Genomic DNA, 16,125 nt, shown 5'->3' with positions numbered 1-16,125 from the left:
CCAGCAGCTATCAAATCAGGAGTATTTCAACCACAGGCGCTTCAATCCCCCGCCACCCGCTCCGCAATCGCCTCGCCCACCGCGGTGGTGCTGGCGGTGCCGCCCAGGTCGGGGGTGCGCGGGCCGTTCTTGATGGTTTCTTCGATCGCGTTCACGATCGCATCGTGCGCCGCGCGCCCCGCGCCCACGCCCTGGGTGAGGAAGTCCAGCATCAGTGCGCCCGACCAGATCATCGCAATCGGGTTGGCGATGTTCTGGCCATAGATGTCCGGCGCCGAGCCGTGCACGGGCTCGAACAGGCTGGGGAAGTGGCGCTCGGGGTTGAGGTTGGCCGAGGGCGCCAGGCCGATGGTGCCGGTGGTGGCCGGGCCCAGGTCCGAGAGGATGTCGCCAAACAGGTTGGTGGCCGCCACCACGTCAAAGCGGCCGGGCTGCAGCACGAAGCGGGCGGTGAGGATGTCGATGTGCTGCTTGTCCAGCGTGACTTCGGGGTAGTCCTTGGCAACTTCGTCAGCGCGTTTGTCCCACCAGGGCATGCTGATGGCGATGCCGTTGCTTTTGGTGGCCAGGGTGACGTGCTTGCGCGCGCGGCTTTGGGCCAGGTCGAAGGCGAACTTGAGCAGGCGGTGGGCGCCGTGGCGCGAGTACACGGACTCCTGGATCACGATCTCGCGGTCCGTGCCCTCGTACATGATGCCGCCGAGCGACGTGTACTCGCCCTCGGTGTTCTCGCGCACCACGACGTAGTCGATGTCGCCAGGCTTCCTGCCCGCCAGCGGGCAAGGCACCCCGTCGAACAGGCGCACGGGGCGCAGGTTGATGTACTGGTCGAACTCGCGGCGGAACTTGAGCAGAGACCCCCACAGCGACACATGGTCGGGCACGGTGGCCGGCCAGCCGACGGCGCCGAAGAAGATGGCGTCCATTTCCGACAGCTGGGCCTTCCAGTCGTCGGGCATCATTTTTCCGTGGGCGGCGTAGTAGTCGCAGCTGGCCCATTCGAATTCATGCAGCTGCAGTTCAAAGCCAAAGCGGGCGGCGGCGGCCTGCACCACGCGCAGGCCTTCGGGCATGACTTCCTTGCCTATGCCGTCTCCGGGGAGGACGGCGATGCGGAAGGGGCGTGGGGATGGTGTAGACATGGCGGTGCAGATGATGGGGAGTGGAAGAACCGAGATTTTTGCCGCGCCACGCGCAAATACAATCCGTCCGCTGTGGCTTCACTCTTCACATATCGTGCATAAAAACCCCGCTCCTGAAGACCTGCGCGTATTTACCGTAGTGGTGCGCAAGTCCAGCTTTGGCGGCGCTGCGGCCGAGCTGGGCACCTCGCCCGCGTATGTGAGCAAGCGCATTCGCCTGCTGGAGCAGGATCTGGGCGTGAAGCTGCTGCACCGCACCACCCGCCGCGTGGCCGTCACCGAGGAGGGCGAGCGGGTGTTCCATTGGGCCCAGCGCATCCTGGACGACATGGAGCAGCTGCTGCAGGAAGTGGCCGTCACCCGGCGCGAGCCCCGCGGCCTGCTGCGGGTGAGCAGCAGCTTCGGTTTTGGCCGGCGGGTGGTGGCGCCCGCGCTTTCGCGCCTGGTGGAGCGCCACCCCGGCCTGCAGGTGCGGCTGGAAGTGTTCGACCATCTGGTGGATGTCGCGGGCGAAGGCTTTGACCTGGACGTGCGCGTGGGCGACGAAATTGCGCCGCACCTCATCGCCCGGCGCTTGGCCGACAACCACCGCGTGCTGTGCGCCGCGCCCAGTTACCTGGCCCGCCACGGCACGCCCCGCGCGCCGGCCGATTTGCCCAGCCACGACTGCCTGGTGATCAAGGAGCGCGACCACCCGTTTGGCGTATGGCGCCTGCGCAGCGGCGCGGCGGAAACGGTGGTGAAGGTGCGCGGCCCCCTGTCGGCCAACAACGGCGAAATGGCCGTGCAGTGGGCGGTGGACGGGCGGGGCATCGTGCTGCGCTCGCTCTGGGACGTGGGCGAACACTTGCGCGCCGGGCGGCTGGTGCCCGTGCTGCCCGACTGGCGCCAGGAGGCCAACGTGTGGGCCGTGTTCCCCACGCGCCTGGAACGCTCGGCCAAGGTGCGCGTGTGCGTGGAGTTTTTGCAGGACGTGTTCCGGCAGGACGGGCTGGGGCTGCCATCGACGGGCGGCGCTGGCACCGGCAGCGTGTAGGGCGGAGGCCGCCTGCTATGAGCCCGCCTGGTCCGTGGCCTCTGCGGGCGCGGGGCCCGGCAGCATCGCCGGCAGCCGGGCCGCCAGGGTATCGATCACCACGCGCGTGCGGCGCGGCAGGGCGCGGGCGCGGGGCCACACGGCGTGCAGTGGGTAGCCAAACGGCCGGGTCTCGTCGAACAGCCGCACCAGCGTGCCCGCAGCGACCGAGCCGGCCGCAAGCCACTGCGGAATGCGCGCAATGCCCAGCCCCGCCACGGCGCTGGCGGCGACCACCTCCAGGCTGTCGCACCGAACCCGCGCGGGCACCGAGAACGCGCGCAGTTCGCCGGTGGCACCGTCGTGGTACAGCCAGGTGGGCGCCCGCTGCGCGTCGCGGCCGTAGCTGGCAAATCGGTGGCCGGGTGCCGCTGCCACCAGCGCCTGCCAGTCGGCCGGCCGGCCGTGGCGTGCCAGGTAGGCGGGGGCGGCGTACAGGCCCATCCACTGGTGGCCCAGCAGGCGGGCTGCCAGTGTGCTGCTGTCGTCCAGCGGCCCGCTGCGCAGGGCCAGGTCCACCCGCTCTTCCACCAGGTCCACCCGACGGTCGCTGAACTGCAGGTCCAGCCGCAGGCCCTCGTGCTCGCGCGCCAGCTCCATCAGCAACGGCGCCACGCAGACGCGGCCGAACAGCGCCGGCATGCTCATGCGCAGCGTGCCGGTGGGGGCCTGGCGGCCGGCCTCCACGGCCGCGTCGGCGGCGTCCAGCTCGTCCAGCGCGCGCCGGCAGCGCTCGTAGTACGCCTGGCCGTCGTCCGTCAGGCTCTGGCTGCGGGTGGTGCGATGAAACAGCCGTACCGCCAGCCGCTGCTCCAGCCGCGCAATGCTTTTGCCCACGGCAGACCGCGTGCGGCCCAGGCGTGTGGCCGCCAGCGCAAAACTGCCCGATTCCACCGCCGCGGCAAAAGCCTCAATACCTTGCAATCGTTCGCTCATTGGCGAATTTTGTTCTCCAGTCAGTGGAAAAACAAGAACCACCAGCAGCGTTCAGGCGCCAATAGCATCGCCATCTCTGTCTTTTTCAATATTTGCCCGGAGCTTGCACATGACCTTTTCCGATCTTCCCTCGACCCTGCAGCGCTGGCAATTGCCCAGGTTTGGGCTGGTGCACCTGCAGCAGGTGCAGGCTCCCATGCCCCGGCCTGCACCCCAGCAGATCCTGGTGCGGACAGAGGCCGTGGCGCTGAATTACCGCGACCTGCTGGTGGCGCGCGACGGCATGGGCATGCCGCTGGCTTTTCCGTTCACACCCGCGTCCGACCTGGCGGGCACGGTGGTGGCGGTGGGCGAGGGCGTGACCCGCTGGCAGCCCGGCGACCGCGTGATCAGCACTTTCTGGGCCGGCTGGCTGGACGGCGAGCGCCCCGCCAGCGCTGTTCCGCTGGGTGCGCCCGGCCCCGGCATGCTCGCGTCGCATGTGCTGCTGGACGTGGACTGGGCTGTGGCCGCACCTGCCACGCTGAACGCGGCCGCTGCCAGCACCCTGCCCATCGCGGGGCTCACGGCCTGGTTTGCGTTGGTAGAGACCGGCGGGCTGCGCGCCGGGCAGACCGTGCTCATCCACGGCACGGGCGGGGTGGCGTTGTGGGGCGTGCAACTGGCGCGCCTGCACGGGGCGGTGCCCATCGTTGTGTCGGGCGATGCGGCCAAGCGCGAGCAGGTGCTGGCACTGGGCGCCGCCCACGCCCTGGCCCGTGATGCCGACTGGCCGGCCGAGGTGCGGGCGCTGACGGGTGGGCAGGGCGCCGACCAGATGCTGGAAACCGTGGGTGGTGCCAACCTGGGCCGATCGCTGCAGGCGCTGCGTGCCGGCGGGCGCGTGGCGGTCATCGGCACGCTGGCGGGCGACACGGTAAGCGCCTCGGTGTATGACTTCCTGATGGGGCGAGCCACCGTGCAGGGCATTAGCGTGGGCCACCGCCGCGCGCTGGAAGAGCTGGTGCGCGCCGTCGACGCCAACGGCCTCCAGCCCGTCATCGCCGGCGAATACGCCGCAGGCGACGTGCCCGCCGCCTTTGCGCACCTGGAGCGTGGTGCTTTCGGCAAGGTGGTGGTGCGCTTCTGAGCCGTGTGGTTGCGGGGCTCAACGCCCACTCTCTGAAAAAATAGGCATAAAAATAGCTGCTGGCGCTTATGTATCAAGCGCTAGCAGCTATCAAATACGAAGCAATGCTGCCGTGGGTCTGGTCAGGCAACGTGGGGCGTTACGCCCCTTCAACCATCAGCCCGCCAGCGCCGCCTTCACCGCCGCAGACACCTGACCCATGTCGGCCTTGCCCGCCAGGCGCGTCTTCACCACGCCCATCACCTTGCCCATGTCGCCGGGGCCCGAAGCGCCTACCTCGGCCACGATGGCCTTCACGGCGGCCAGGGTCTCCTCGGCCGACATCCGCTCGGGCAGGTAGGCCTGCAGCACGGCCATCTCGGCCTTTTCCTTGTCGGCCAGATCTTGGCGGCCCGCGCCTTCAAACGCGGTGATCGAGTCCTTGCGCTGCTTGATGAGCTTGTCCACGATGGCCACGATGGCCGCGTCGTCCAGGGTGACGCGCTCGTCCACTTCCTTTTGCTTCATCGCAGCTTGCAGCAGGCGGATGGTGCCCAGGCGCTCGCTGTCCTTGGCGCGCATGGCAGTCTTCATGTCTTCGGTGATCTGGTCCTTGAGGCTCATGAGGCTTCTCCTTGGTCTTTGTGTGGGTCAGGCAGGGACTTAGGCTTTGCAAAAAGCTCCTCTGGCTAGGCGTAGTGCCGCAGACAGTAGTCTCGCTACGGCAAGGCGCTACAACGACGCCAGAGGGGCTTTTTGCAAACCCGAAAAAACAAAAACCCGCGCTTGGCGTCCCTAGCGCGGGTTTGTCGGCACTCCGTATCAGGACGGGGCCAAAGCAGTACTTAGTACAGCTTCTTGGGCAGTTGCATGCTGCGAACGCGCTTGTAGTGACGCTTCACGGCGGCAGCCTTCTTGCGCTTGCGCTCGGCGGTGGGCTTTTCGTAGAACTCGCGGGCGCGCAGGTCGGTCAGCAGACCGAGCTTTTCGATAGTGCGCTTGAAGCGGCGCAGGGCAACGTCAAAGGGTTCGTTTTCTTTTACGCGGATCGTAGTCATTAGCTAATGGTTTCCAAAATGTGCCCACAGAGGGTCTCCGGGAAGATCGGGCCTGGAGACCGTATGCGGCGAGTTCCCCGTCTCGGTCCGTGGACCTTAACTAGTATTGGCCGACGGGGGATTGCCAGCAAAGCCGAGCATTATAGCCGTGGTTTGCCCAAAAGGCGCAACTGGCCGTGCAAGTGCATCTGCTTTCACAGCGCGGGCACAGCTGCAAGGGGGGCCCTGACATGCCAGCACGGCGACTTGTGGACGGTGGCGTGGAAATTGCTTCATGTTGTAACACTCATTCCACCGCGGTGGGTGCGCCCGGCCACCCGCCCCGCGCGCCATGCCGCAGACGACAACACCATGGCATTCATGCACCGCGTTTCGGGTTGGCTGGGCCGGCTCAGTGTGGGCCGCAAGCTCATGCTCATTTACCTGCTGGACCTGACGGCAGTCATCTATGTCTCCAGCATCCTGATCCACGAGAAGTACCTGGCCATCGATTTCACGCGCAAGGAAATCGTGGGCACCACCTACGCCGCCGTGGTGCGCGACGGTCTGCTGGGGCAGTTTCTGGACGCGTCGCAGCAGCCGCCCGAGGCGGCGCACATGCTGGAACGCCTGGCCGACGTGCGCGCCGCGCACGACAGGCAACTGCGCACCGCCGACGTGGCCCAGCGCTTCAGCGATGCCCTGGCGCAGTTGTCAGCGCGCGCGCCGGAAGTGCGCGGCGCAGCCGGCACCACGGCGCCTTCGCTCACCCGCCAGCGCAGCCAGCTGCTGCGCGAGGGGCGCGAGCTGCTCACCACGGTGGGCAACCAGTCCAACCTGATCCTGGACCCGGACCTGGACAGCTATTACGTCATGTCGCTGGTGGTGCTGCGCTTTCCGGAGCTGCTGCAGGCGGTGCACGACACGGTGGTGTTTTTGGAGGCCTCGCCTGCAAGCCGCGGCCCGCAGTGGTCGTCCGAGCTGCTCACGCTGGCAGGGCGGCTGGACGCGGTGGCGTTGGGCATCGAGTCGGACTACAACCAGGCCTTTATTGCCGGGTCGCCCGAGATGCGTGCGGCGCTGGCCGGTCAGCGCGAAGCGCTCAAAGCCGCGCTCGCGGGATTCCAGTCGCTGCTGCAGGGCGTGGCTGCGGGCGAGTCGCGCCTGACCCTGGCGCAGGTTGGCACGCAGCAGTCGCAGGTACTGGGCGCGCTGCGCGACGCCTGGACGGTGGGCATCGTGGACCTGGAGCGCCTGCTGAACCAGCGGGTGGACAGCCTGTTTGCCCGCATGTGGCTGCACCTGGGCACGGCGCTGGTGCTGCTGGGCTGCATCCTGTCGCTCGTCACACTGGTGGCACGGCAGATTGCCAAGCCCCTGCAGCAGCTGGCCCGCGTGGCCGACGAGGTGCGCAAGAGCGGCGACCGCACCCTGCGCGCGCACTGGATCAGCCGCGACGAGATCGGCCGCCTGGTCACCGCATTCAACGAGATGCTGTCGCAGTTGGACCGCGACCGTTTGCTGCAGCAGGAGCTGGCCGCCAGCGCCCGTGCGGCCGAGGCACAGCGCGAGCTGGTGGAGGCCTTCCCCATCCCCATGGTGGTCACGTCGATCCCCGAGCACGAAGTGCTGCATTCCAACGCGCCCGCAGGCCACTGGCTGGCCGGGCGCAAGACCGACCCGTGGGCCGTGGGGCTGGAGCCCGGTGTGCGCGCACGCTTCTTCCAGCGCCTGGCCGACCAGGGGCTGGTGGATGAGTTCGAGGTGCGCTGGAAGGGCGGGGCGGATGCGTCGTGGGCCGTGCTGTCGGCGCGGCGGCTGCAGTTTCAGGGGCGGGATGCAGTGCTCACCGCCTTCACACCTATCAACGTGCTCAAGGTGATGGAGCAGCGGCTGGAGCTGTGGGCCAAGGTGTTCGAGGCCTCGTCTGAGGGCATCATCATCATGAACGCAGAGCAGCAGATCATCAGCGTCAACAAGGCGTTCTGCCGCAGCACGCACTACGACTTCTACGAAGTTATCGGCGAAGACCTGGCGGTGCTGCTGGAGGAATCGGCCGGCGAGCCGCTGGCCATGCAGATCGGCCGCACCATGCAGGACAAGGAGTCGTGGCAGGGCGAGGTGCGGTTTCGCCGCCGCTCGGGCGAGACCTACCCCGCCTGGCTCATGGTGTCGGCCGTGCGCGAAAGCAAGGGCGGCGCCGTCACCAACCACATCGGCATCGCCATCGACATCACCGACCGCAAGCGCAGCGAAGAGCGCATCCAGTTCCTGGCGCACCACGATGTGCTGACCGAGTTGCCCAACAGGTCGCTGTGCGTGCAGCGGCTGCAGGCCGCACTGGCCCAGGCGCCCATCACGGGCGAGAAGGTGGCCGTGCTGTTCATTGACCTGGACCGCTTCAAGTCCATCAACGACACGCTGGGCCACCACATTGGCGACGGGCTGCTGCGCTCGGTGGCTGGCCGTCTTACGCAGGCCGTGCGCAGCCGCGACACCGTGAGCCGCTTGGGTGGCGACGAGTTCGTTGTCATCATGCGCGACGTGGCCGGGCGCGAGGACGTGCAGCAGCTGGTGGAGCGCCGCCTGATCCCGCTCATCCGCCAGAGCCACCCTGTGGAGGGGCACGAGCTGAACGTGTCCTGCAGCGTGGGCATTGCCGTGTACCCCGAAGACGGCGGCGAGATCGACGAGCTCATGCGTCGCGCCGATGCCGCCATGTATGAGGCCAAAACCACCGGGCGCGACATGGCCCGCTTCTATTCCATCGAGACCGACCAGCGCGCGCTGGCGCGGCAAACGGTGGAGCAGCACCTGCGTCGCGCGCTGGAACGCAACGAGTTCAGCCTGCACTACCAGCCCCGGCTGGCCGCCAAGACCGGCCAGCTGCTGGGCGTGGAGGCGCTGCTGCGCTGGACCAACCCCGCGCTGGGCCAGATCCCGCCGGGAGAGTTCATCCCCATCGCCGAAGAGACCGGCATGATCCGCGCCATCGGCCACTGGGTGTTGCACCAAGCCTGCGCGCAATGGGTGCAGTGGCAGTCGCCCGCCCACCGCGCCGCGCTGGGTGATGTGTTCGTGTCGGTCAACCTGTCAGCCGCGCAGCTGGCCGACCCGCAATTGGTGCCGGACATCGAGGCCCTGCTGGCGCGCACCGGCATGCCCGCGCACCGGCTGGAGCTGGAGATCACCGAATCCCAGCTCATGGACAACGCCCATGCGGCAGAACAGCAACTGGCCGCACTCAAGTCGCTGGGTGTTCTGCTGTCGATTGATGACTTTGGCACCGGCTACTCGAGCCTGGCCTACCTCAAGCGCTTTGACATCGACCGGTTGAAGGTAGACCAATCCTTTGTGCACGACATGCTCAGCAACCCGGCCGACATGGCCATCACCCGCGCCATCATCGCGCTGGGCCACACGCTGGGCCTCAAGATCGTCGCCGAAGGCGTGGAAGACCTAGCCACCGCCCAGGTGCTGAGCGCGCTGGACTGCGAAGAGCTGCAGGGCTACCACTTCAGCCGCCCGCTGCCGCCGGCAGTGCTGCTGTCGTGGGCGATGCAGCACCGGGCGTTGACGGGGGTGTCGCTGCGTGGGCTGGACGCGGCGGGCACGCAGCCTGCGCCGTTGCTGGGTTAAGCCATCCACACACGTCCCGCCGAGCTTTTCGAAGCGCCACGCACGGCGCAGGCAAGCTCGGCCGAACGGTGTAAGCAAGGTCAATCAGCGCGACTGGCCAACGCCTGCGCGCACGCATGCCCGCTGGCCCAGGCCCACTGAAAGTTGTAGCCGCCCAGCCAGCCCGTCACGTCCACCACTTCGCCGATGAAGTACAGGCCCGGCTGCGCCTTGCATTCCATGGTCTGCTGCGACAACGCCTTGGTGTCCACGCCGCCCAGCGTCACCTCGGCCTTTTTGTAGCCCTCGGTGCCGGTGGGCGTCAGATCCCAGCGCGTCAATTGTTCGGCCAAGCGCGCGAGGGCCTTGTCCGATGCCTCGTTGATGGGGCGCTGCCAGTCGGCCTCCCGGCTGGCCCAGGCATCGGCCAAACGGCTGGGCACCAGGGTGGCCAGCTCGTTCGCAATCAGCTTGCGCGAGCGCGCCTTGCCCTGCGCCAGCGCAGCGGGCAGGTCCACGGTGGGGGCCAAGTTGATGGCCAAGGGCGTGCCCTCGTGCCAGTAGCTCGAAATCTGCAGCACCGCCGGGCCCGACAGGCCACGGTGGGTGAAGAGCAAGTCTTCGTCAAACGCCATGCGCGCTTTCTTGGCACCGGTGCTGATCTGTACCGGCAGCGCCAGCCCTGCCAACTGCGCATACGGCGCCCAGCCAGCGCCATCGAAGGTCAGCGGAACCAGCCCCGGGCGGCGCTCCACCAGCGGGATGTTGAACTGCTGCGCCACTCGGTAGCCAAAATCCGTCGCACCGATCTTGGGGATGGACAGACCTCCGGTGGCAATCACCACTGAGCGGGCCTGCACTGTACCCCGATCAGTATCAATTTGATAGCTGCCAGCGCTTGATGGATAAGCGCTAGAGGCCGAAAAGGCTATATTTCTGACGCTACACGGCTGCCAGTGCGTCACCCCGCCTGCTGCGCACTCGGCCAGCAGCATGGCGATGATGTCTTCGGCTGATCGGTCGGCAAACAGCTGGCCCTTGTGCTTTTCATGAAACGGGATGCCGTGCTTTTGCACCAGTGCGATGAAGTCGGCAGGTGTGTAGCGCGACAGCGCCGAGCGGCAGAACTGCGGGTTCTGGCCGACGAAGTGCTTGTGCGGCGCGGCCGGGTCCAGGTCGCGGTTGGTGAAGTTGCACCGCCCCCCGCCCGAGATGCGGATCTTCTCGGCCACCTTGTCGGCATGGTCGATGAGCAAAACCTTCAGGCCCCGCTGGCCCGCCTGGCCTGCGCAGAACAAACCGGCGGCACCGGCGCCGATGATGATGGCGTCAAACATGGGTTGCATGATGAGAGAGGCAAAAGACCAGAGGGTGCGCGCCCATCAAGGCGTGCAAGTGTTGATCCGAGTTTGGTGGGTGGGTCGGAGGTCTGCTTCCCCGGCAAAGGACTTACTCCGCGACGGGGCGCGGGATTCCTGTATGTCATGCAACAGGGGTGTTTACCATCGGTCGCAAACCGCCCCTCCGCAACATTCGCCTTGAAAGCCGCCCTGAATGGATAACCTGACCCAGATTCTTCTGCTGCTGGCGGTTGCGATAGCGGTGGTAGTTACGTTCCAGCGCCTGCACGTTCCGACGAGCCTGGGGTATCTGTTGGTGGGCTTGATTGTAGGTCCCCACACTTTCGGCCCCACGGTGTCGTTACCCGCGTTCGACGCGATTGCCGAGTTCGGAGTCGTTTTTTTGCTTTTCACCATCGGCCTGAACTATTCACTGCCGCAGCTGAAGATACTTCGGCATCAGGTCCTGGGGTTGGGAACCGGCCAGGTGGTCTTCACCACTGCGTTGGTCGCGCTTCTGTGTTGGTTTGCGGGCCTCCCGGCGGCGGCGGCCTTTGTGTTTGGCGCAGTGTTTGCGCAGTCTTCCACCACGATCATCGGAAGCCTTCTGACCGAACGCGGCGAGGAAAACACCCAGCACGGGCGATTGGGATTGGCCATGTCCGTTTTTCAGGATGTCACGGCCGTTCCGTTCCTGGTGGTCATTCCGGTTCTGGGTACCACGATAACGGCTGCCGCCTTGGCTGGCACCCTGGGCATGGCGCTCGCCAAGGCAATCCTGGCTTTTCTGGCGGTCTTCTTCGCGGGGCGGTGGCTGCTCAGGCCTTTGTTTCACTGGGTTTCTGAGCGCAGGTCCAGTGAGGTTTTTACGCTTGCCGTTTTGATGGTCGCGCTGTTTGCGGCGTGGACGACACACAGCTTGGGCCTGTCGCTCGCATTCGGCGCCTTCCTGGCGGGGATGATGCTGGGCGAGACGGAGTTTCGGCACCAGGTGGAGTCCAGCGTACGGCCATTTCGCGATGTTCTGCTGGGGTTGTTTTTCATTGGCATTGGCATGCGCTTTGATCCGGCAGCCATTGCTCCGATATGGCAATGGGCAGTGCTGGGCGCATTGCTGCTGCTTCTGAGCAAGACGCTCGTGGTGGCTCTGATGGTGCGCCGCATGGGAGTGGAATCCCAGGTCGCGTGGCGCACAGGCCTCCTGTTGAGCGTGGGGGGCGAGTTTGGGTTGGCATTGATAGCCATCGCATCGGATGCGCAGGTCCTTGACACGCAACTCAGCCAGATTGCGATCACTTCCGTTCTCCTGTCGATGGTCTGCGGGGCTCTCCTGATCCGGTTCAACGGTCCCATTGGGTCTTTGTTGGGCTCTGCGGCCCCACAGCCCGCAGGCCCTATTCCGGGCTTGCAGGCCTCAGCGGTGCCGCACGTGGTCATCGGCGGTTATGGGCGGGTGGGGTATACGGTCGCTGTCATGCTGCAGGCCAGCGGGGTGCCCTATTTGGCGTTTGACACCGACCCTCGCAAGATTGCACAAGGCAAGGAGGATGGTCACATGGTGGCCTACGGGGACATCTCCGATCCCCATTTGCTGTCGGCGATCAACGTGGAGCGTGCGTCGCTATTGATCATTTCGGTGGACGAGCCCGGCACGGCGCTGAAAACTATCGGTTATGTGAAGCGGATGTGTCCGCAGGTGCCTATCGTGGCCCGTGCAAGGGATTTGAAAACCAGCACAGAACTGCTGCAGGCGGGCGCAGTGCACGTATATCCCGAAGCCGTCGAGGCGAGCTTGCTGCTGGGAGCGGCCGCACTCAAGATACTGAACGTTCCGTTGGGTGACGTTAACGATCTTGTGCAAGATGTTCGTGACCGAGGGTACCAGACCGTAGTGGAGCCCGATGAGCGCGGATCACCGAATTGATTGGATGTTTAAATAGCCTGGAGGTCGCTTATGGGTAGATTTGTCAATGTCCTCTATTTCGTCCACTCGCAGGAAGACATGGATGGAATAGACGCTATTTTTAAATTGGCACAGGATAGCCAAGCGAAGCTCACGCTCGTGGATGTGGTTGCCCCTGTCGGAGGTGGGCGTCTCGCGGCATTTCTGGGGAAAGACGTTCTGCAATTGCAAGAGCTCATAGTGGGGGCCCGCGTCCGGGAACTCAAAATGGTCGCAGACGAAAAAGGCCATGGCGAAGTTGAAGTCAAGGTGTTGGTGGGAAAACCATATGTACAAGTGGTCCGCCAAGTCCTTGCTTACGGATATGACTTGGTTATCAAGCGGGCGTGGCCGAGTGCAGGGACTGATCGTTTATTGAAAAGCGATGATCTGCATTTGCTCAGAAAATGCCCCTGCCCTGTGTGGCTGGACAAAACGATGAAGGGGGTGACAGAACCCGCTTCGAAAGTATTGGTTCCAGTGGATTTTGATCTGGACGGCGGCAGCGGTGATGACACTGATGAGCTGAACCTGAGCATCATGAAGACCGCCGTGGCAATTGCGGCAGCTGGATTTTCAGAACTGCACGTGGTGCATGTTTGGGATGCGCCCGGAGAAATGATGGTTCGGGTATGGAGTGAAGATGCCCATTCGGCGGGGGCGCAATATGTGGAGGGCGAGCTTTCGTGTCATCGCGAGGCGTTTTTCCGTTTTCAAGAGCTAGTTGCAGCGACGCTGGGTCAAGATGTTCTCAACCACATTCGTCCTCAATACCATCTCCGTCGCGGTTCGGCGTCCGACGTTATTCCTCGCATGGCGCGTGAGATCGGAGCGGACTTGGTGGTGATGGGGACGCTTGCGCGTACTGGAGTCGCGGGCGTCGTGATCGGAAACACTGCGGAGGACATCCTCGACCAGCTGCACTGCTCCGTCGTAGCCATCAAGCCGCCCGGGTTTGTCTCTCCCATAACTTTGGACAACATGTAGACGCCGCCTGCCTGAGACCCGCAGACCCAACGCGGGCAAAGACGCCATGTGCGCTGCCCGTGTGCCGAATGTATTTATGAGGTGTTCGCCCATGAAGTCGATCCGTTACGCCATTTACGCCCTGGCGCTGGGCTTTCTCGCACCAGCCTGGGCCATCCACAAGTGCACTGACGCTCAGGGCAAGGTCTCCTTCCAGGATGCGCCCTGCGCCGGCGAAGGCGAGAAGATTGAAGTGCGCCCCGCCATGCAAGGCGCGACGCCCATCACCCCCGCGCCCGCCGCTGCTCCCACCGGGGGACCGGGCAAGGAGGGCGCCTTTGGACCTACGTGGCAGCGCAAACACTACCTGCAAAACCAGGGCATCCCGCAGGCGCGCGCGGCGGTGGACCGCAACCAGCGCGAATGCAACGCGCAGCCTGCACAAGCCGTGGCCCAGTCCGTGCCGCTGCGGCTCAGCATCAGCTCAGGCACGCAGTTCGCGCAAGAGAACGCGGCGGCAGCCGGCAAGAAAAAGGAGGACTGCGAAGCCCGCGCGCAGGAGCTGCGCAACCAGCTGAAGGCGCTGGAGGATGAACTGGCCAACCTGTAACGCAGCCGTGCAGGGCCGCAGCCTAGGCGGCCCTGGCTGTCGGCAGGCCCTCAGAACGCCGCGCGCAGCGTCAGGCTCACATTGCGTGGATCAGCGTAGTTGCCGTAGTCCAGGTTGGCCCAGTACTTCTGGTTGGTGACGTTGTTCACCGCCAGCGTGGCGCTGAGCTTGGGGTTGAACTGCCAGGATGCGCGCAGGTTCAGGACGGCCGTGGGCGACTCCTTCACTGTGACCGTGCCCGTCGGGTGAGGAACGTTAAAGCCCTCGATGGTGCTTTGCCAAGTCAGGCTGCCGCCCACGGACAGCGGTGCCAGCGCGCCCGACAGCTGGTAGTCCGTGCCCAGCTGCAGCAGGTATTCGGGCAGGTTGGCGTAGATCAGGTCGGTGGGTGCCCGGGTGACCTTGGCGCGCGTCAGGCCTGCGCTCACGCGCCAGCGGCTGTTCACCATGCCGGCCAGCTCCATCTCGAAGCCGGTGGATTTGGTGCCGTTCACGGCCACGTAGGGCAGGGTGCCGTCGGGCAGCGGCGTGGTGATGGCGCTGTCGCGCACGCCGTAGTTGTTCTGCTTGGTCTGGAACACCGCGAAGTGCGCCTGGATGCGGCGCTCCAACAGCTCGGCCTTGAGGCCGGCCTCGGTGTTGCTGCCCACCACGGGTGACAGCGGCGTGTTGTTGCGGTCCTTGTAGTTCTGGGGGTTGAAGATGCGTGTGTGGCTGGCATAGGCCGACAGCGTGGGCGTGATGTCGTACACCGCGCCAATGTAGGGTGTGATCTTGCGGTTTTCATCCTGCACGGCAGAGCGGCCTGCGTAGGCCCCGGTGGTGCCGTAGCTGTCGGTGTGGCGGTGCCAGTCGGTCAGGCGTATGCCGGTCAGCACCGACAGCGGCTCGGTCACGCGCCAGCGGGCCGATGCGAACAGGCCCGTCTGCTGCGTGATCTGCGTGCGCCACGCGCCGGTCTTGGAATACGTGGGCACGGGGGCGTTGCCGTCCCACGTGTAGAGGTTGGGGATCACGTAGCTCCAGCCCGCCACCGACGTGTAGCCATCGGTGCGCGTGGCCGTGCGGGTGGAACTCATGCCCACCACCAGGTCGTGCTTGCGCCCGCCCAGCGCGAACTTGCCCGACAGGTAGGCGTCCACCGTGTCCTGCTTTTCGGTGCCGCCGCCCACGGCGGCATACAGCGTGGCGCCGGCGCCAGTGACCGGGTTGATGAAGGGCGCCTGGCTGGTGGTGGCGCCAAAGCCGTAGGTGCGCAGGCTGAAGTTGTCGCCCTCGGTGTGGTTGAGGGCCGCCTTCAGGCTCCAGTCGTCGTTGATCTGGTGGTCCAGCGTGGCATACAGCGTGCCGGAGGTGCGTTCCCAGCGCGTCCACGGCGGCGAGAAGCTGGTGGAGATGGGCAGGTCGATGGGTACGCCCGTGGTGGCAAAGCGCGGGATGGTGCCCCAGATGGGCGCTTTGGGCACGTTGGATTGCCGCTGGTAGCCGAGTGCTACTACGGTGGACTGGCCGATGTCGGCCTCCACCGCGGCCAGCAGGGCGGTCTTGTCTTCGGAGTAGCGGTCGCGGAAGCTGTCCTTCTTCTGTGGCGCCAGCACCAGGCGGCTGCGCACGCTGCCGTCGCTGTTCAATGGCGCATTCAAATCCAGCTCGCTCCGGTACAGGTTCCACGAGCCTGCCGTGAGCGCTACCGATGCCGCGAACTCGCGCTGCGGGCGCTTGCGCACCATGTTGATGGTGGCCGAAGGCACGCCCACGCCCGTCTGGATGCCGTTGGCCCCGCGCACGATGTCGATGCGCTCATACAGCGCGGTGTCGAACTCCTGGTTGGTGCTGCTGCTGTAGCTGGGCAGGCCGTCGGTCTGGAAGTCGGTGATCTGGAAACCGCGTGCGTAGTACAGCGGGCGCTGCGTGTCGTAGAAGCTCACGGCGATGCCGGTGACGTTGCGCAGCACGGCGTCGATGCTGGTGAGCGACTGGCGCTCGATCTGCGCTCGGGTCACGGTGCTGACCGACTGCGGCGTCTCGCGCGCCGTGAGCTGCAGGCGGGTGGAGGCACTCTCGCGCGCGCCCGATACGGTGATGCTGTCGAGTGCCTTGGGCGGCGCAATCTGGTCGGTGCTGGCGGACGTGGGTGCGGCAGCGTCTGCGGGCTCTGCGGTGGCTGCTGCAGCTTCAGTCGGTTGCTGGGCGGGCTGCTGTGCCCAGGCGTTGCCTGCCAAGCTGGCAGTGACGGCGGCTGCGATGGCCAGGGGGTGCAGCGCACAGGCAAGGGGGCTGAGCGCAAAAGCGCGGGGCCTGCGGGAGGCGGACATGGAGGGGCTCCTGGTGAAAAGCGATGGCGGGCTGGC

At 65.7% G+C, this 16,125-nt stretch carries 12 protein-coding genes; 6 read left to right on the top strand and 6 right to left on the bottom strand.

The features are described 5' to 3' along the window. Positions 1 to 41 precede the first annotated feature (41 nt). Positions 42 to 1,142 (bottom strand): tartrate dehydrogenase, encoded by a 1,101-nt coding sequence (locus ACK4HJ_RS18855; protein ID WP_409834414.1) that lies wholly within the window; start codon positions 1,140 to 1,142, stop codon positions 42 to 44. A gap of 94 nt (positions 1,143 to 1,236) precedes the next feature. On the opposite strand from ACK4HJ_RS18855, the gene ACK4HJ_RS18850 reads away from it, so the two are divergent. Further along, a complete protein-coding gene (locus ACK4HJ_RS18850) occupies positions 1,237 to 2,178 on the top strand; it encodes a LysR family transcriptional regulator (protein WP_409834413.1) in 942 nt (313 codons plus the stop codon). A gap of 15 nt (positions 2,179 to 2,193) precedes the next feature. Here ACK4HJ_RS18850 and ACK4HJ_RS18845 read toward each other — a convergent pair whose 3' ends face one another. After that, positions 2,194 to 3,153 (bottom strand): LysR family transcriptional regulator, encoded by a 960-nt coding sequence (locus ACK4HJ_RS18845; RefSeq protein WP_409834411.1) that lies wholly within the window; start codon positions 3,151 to 3,153, stop codon positions 2,194 to 2,196. Between the two features lie 109 nt (positions 3,154 to 3,262). Here ACK4HJ_RS18845 and ACK4HJ_RS18840 point away from each other — a divergent pair, with 109 nt between their 5' ends. Then, a complete protein-coding gene (locus tag ACK4HJ_RS18840; protein ID WP_409834410.1) occupies positions 3,263 to 4,282 on the top strand; it encodes a zinc-dependent alcohol dehydrogenase family protein in 1,020 nt (339 codons plus the stop codon). A gap of 156 nt (positions 4,283 to 4,438) precedes the next feature. On the opposite strand, the gene ACK4HJ_RS18835 is transcribed toward ACK4HJ_RS18840, so the two are convergent. Together ACK4HJ_RS18835 and rpsU are read right to left on the bottom strand one after the other, a co-directional pair. Beyond that, positions 4,439 to 4,885 carry a GatB/YqeY domain-containing protein gene (locus ACK4HJ_RS18835; RefSeq protein WP_409834408.1) on the bottom strand — a complete coding sequence of 149 codons (447 nt, stop codon included), beginning with the start codon at positions 4,883 to 4,885 and terminating at the stop codon, positions 4,439 to 4,441. Between the two features lie 221 nt (positions 4,886 to 5,106). Next, positions 5,107 to 5,319, bottom strand: a complete 213-nt coding sequence (rpsU, locus tag ACK4HJ_RS18830; protein WP_007833691.1) for a 30S ribosomal protein S21 — start codon at positions 5,317 to 5,319, stop codon at positions 5,107 to 5,109. Positions 5,320 to 5,670: 351 nt separating this feature from the next. On the opposite strand from rpsU, the gene ACK4HJ_RS18825 reads away from it, so the two are divergent. Beyond that, on the top strand, positions 5,671 to 8,937 hold the full coding sequence (locus tag ACK4HJ_RS18825; protein ID WP_409834406.1) for an EAL domain-containing protein: 3,267 nt from the start codon (positions 5,671 to 5,673) through the stop codon (positions 8,935 to 8,937). Positions 8,938 to 9,017: 80 nt separating this feature from the next. On the opposite strand, the gene ACK4HJ_RS18820 is transcribed toward ACK4HJ_RS18825, so the two are convergent. Beyond that, positions 9,018 to 10,262: an NAD(P)/FAD-dependent oxidoreductase gene (locus ACK4HJ_RS18820; protein ID WP_409834404.1), complete on the bottom strand. Its 1,245-nt coding sequence runs from the start codon at positions 10,260 to 10,262 to the stop codon at positions 9,018 to 9,020. 208 nt (positions 10,263 to 10,470) lie between these two features. Here ACK4HJ_RS18820 and ACK4HJ_RS18815 point away from each other — a divergent pair, with 208 nt between their 5' ends. From ACK4HJ_RS18815 to ACK4HJ_RS18805, 3 genes are all read left to right on the top strand, one after another. Further along, positions 10,471 to 12,180: a cation:proton antiporter gene (locus ACK4HJ_RS18815; protein WP_409834403.1), complete on the top strand. Its 1,710-nt coding sequence runs from the start codon at positions 10,471 to 10,473 to the stop codon at positions 12,178 to 12,180. Positions 12,181 to 12,210: 30 nt separating this feature from the next. Continuing rightward, positions 12,211 to 13,185 carry a universal stress protein gene (locus ACK4HJ_RS18810; RefSeq protein ID WP_409834401.1) on the top strand — a complete coding sequence of 325 codons (975 nt, stop codon included), beginning with the start codon at positions 12,211 to 12,213 and terminating at the stop codon, positions 13,183 to 13,185. Positions 13,186 to 13,276: 91 nt separating this feature from the next. Next, complete coding sequence (locus tag ACK4HJ_RS18805; protein WP_409834400.1) at positions 13,277 to 13,774, top strand: DUF4124 domain-containing protein; 498 nt, start codon at positions 13,277 to 13,279, stop codon at positions 13,772 to 13,774. Between the two features lie 50 nt (positions 13,775 to 13,824). Here the strand turns inward: ACK4HJ_RS18805 and ACK4HJ_RS18800 are convergent, their stop codons facing one another. Continuing rightward, positions 13,825 to 16,089 carry a TonB-dependent siderophore receptor gene (locus ACK4HJ_RS18800; protein WP_409834398.1) on the bottom strand — a complete coding sequence of 755 codons (2,265 nt, stop codon included), beginning with the start codon at positions 16,087 to 16,089 and terminating at the stop codon, positions 13,825 to 13,827. Between the last annotated feature and the right edge of the window lie 36 nt (positions 16,090 to 16,125).

This window comes from Acidovorax sp., assembly GCF_046294525.1.
Lineage (GTDB): Bacteria > Pseudomonadota > Gammaproteobacteria > Burkholderiales > Burkholderiaceae_C > Acidovorax.
The sequence above is the reverse complement of the archived record's forward strand: the minus strand, read 5'-3'. Positions and strand labels throughout refer to the sequence as shown.

Bases quoted from the DNA above. Each gene is read 5' to 3' on its own strand.
- ACK4HJ_RS18855 (WP_409834414.1), bottom strand. From the start codon at position 1,142: ATGTCTACACCATCCCCACGCCCCTTCCGCATCGCCGTCCTCCCCGGA.
- ACK4HJ_RS18845 (WP_409834411.1), bottom strand. From the start codon at position 3,153: ATGAGCGAACGATTGCAAGGTATTGAGGCTTTTGCCGCGGCGGTGGAA.
- ACK4HJ_RS18840 (WP_409834410.1), top strand. From the start codon at position 3,263: ATGACCTTTTCCGATCTTCCCTCGACCCTGCAGCGCTGGCAATTGCCC.
- ACK4HJ_RS18835 (WP_409834408.1), bottom strand. From the start codon at position 4,885: ATGAGCCTCAAGGACCAGATCACCGAAGACATGAAGACTGCCATGCGC.
- rpsU (WP_007833691.1), bottom strand. From the start codon at position 5,319: ATGACTACGATCCGCGTAAAAGAAAACGAACCCTTTGACGTTGCCCTG.
- ACK4HJ_RS18825 (WP_409834406.1), top strand. From the start codon at position 5,671: ATGGCATTCATGCACCGCGTTTCGGGTTGGCTGGGCCGGCTCAGTGTG.
- ACK4HJ_RS18820 (WP_409834404.1), bottom strand. From the start codon at position 10,262: ATGCAACCCATGTTTGACGCCATCATCATCGGCGCCGGTGCCGCCGGT.
- ACK4HJ_RS18815 (WP_409834403.1), top strand. From the start codon at position 10,471: ATGGATAACCTGACCCAGATTCTTCTGCTGCTGGCGGTTGCGATAGCG.
- ACK4HJ_RS18810 (WP_409834401.1), top strand. From the start codon at position 12,211: ATGGGTAGATTTGTCAATGTCCTCTATTTCGTCCACTCGCAGGAAGAC.
- ACK4HJ_RS18805 (WP_409834400.1), top strand. From the start codon at position 13,277: ATGAAGTCGATCCGTTACGCCATTTACGCCCTGGCGCTGGGCTTTCTC.
- ACK4HJ_RS18800 (WP_409834398.1), bottom strand. From the start codon at position 16,089: ATGTCCGCCTCCCGCAGGCCCCGCGCTTTTGCGCTCAGCCCCCTTGCC.